This window comes from Haloimpatiens lingqiaonensis (genome assembly GCF_901447495.1).
Lineage (GTDB): Bacteria > Bacillota > Clostridia > Clostridiales > Clostridiaceae > Haloimpatiens > Haloimpatiens lingqiaonensis.
Genome location: NZ_CABDWS010000183.1, coordinates 1 through 834, shown reverse-complemented (window position 1 = coordinate 834; position 834 = coordinate 1). Strand labels below are relative to the sequence as shown.

2 protein-coding genes are annotated in these 834 nt (G+C 28.1%); both read right to left on the bottom strand.

All coding sequences use genetic code 11. From position 1 onward, the window contains the following. A partial coding sequence (locus FGK85_RS15200; protein WP_207670540.1) for a transposase occupies positions 1–329 on the bottom strand: 329 nt, incomplete at its 3' end. Between the two features lie 89 nt (positions 330–418). After that, complete coding sequence (gene tnpB, locus FGK85_RS15195) at positions 419–769, bottom strand: IS66 family insertion sequence element accessory protein TnpB (protein WP_095177365.1); 351 nt, start codon at positions 767–769, stop codon at positions 419–421. Positions 770–834 lie beyond the last annotated feature (65 nt).

Sequence of the window (834 nt, the reverse complement as noted above, 5' to 3'; positions counted from 1 at the left end):
TCTTTCTTTCCAGTATAATTGCTTTTCTTAGCTCTTTTATATGTAATTTCCTCTAAAGTAGGTTCTTCTACCTTTGAATCACTATGTTTTTCAGCCTCGTTAAAAAAAGATAATTGATTAACATCTACTTGTTCACTGGATGCTCCAAATATCTTTCTATTTCTATTAGATATAACACCTTTTAAGAATTCTAATTCATTTTTAAGTTTTCTTATTTCTTCATCTTTTGAGCTTAATTCTTTATCTTTTTCATTAATTTCATTTTCCATTTTTTCAATTAATGCTTTTGTATTTTCATCAAGCTCATTAGTTAAAAATTCGTGACTCATAGTTACCCCTTTAGCTTTATTTGATATTTCTATTATACCACAAAACCCTTGAAATTACTATACTTCAAGGGTTCAAAGTTGATATTTTTTTAATAATAGTTACTTGCTTTTACAGGTTTAAATTTAGATTTTGTTCTTACTTCATAGCCTTTTAAAAGCCAACGTAATTCATCAATATTAATCTTTAATGCATCGGCAGCTGTCGCTGGCCATTTGAAGCGATTAGCTTCTAAACGGTGATAATATAGCCAAAAACCTTCGTCAAAGTGAAGAATTTTTAATTTATCCATTTTCTTGTTGCAAAAAACAAATAGTGCTTTATCAAAAGGATCTAACTTAAATTGGTTTTGCACTATCATAACTAAACCATCAATACTTTTTCTTAAATCCGTATAACCGCAGGCAAGATAGACTTTTTCTACCTTATCTATATTTAACATTTTAGAATTAACTCCTTAATTATTGCTGTTATTAAAGTAGCTTCGCTAACAGGAATAAGGATATT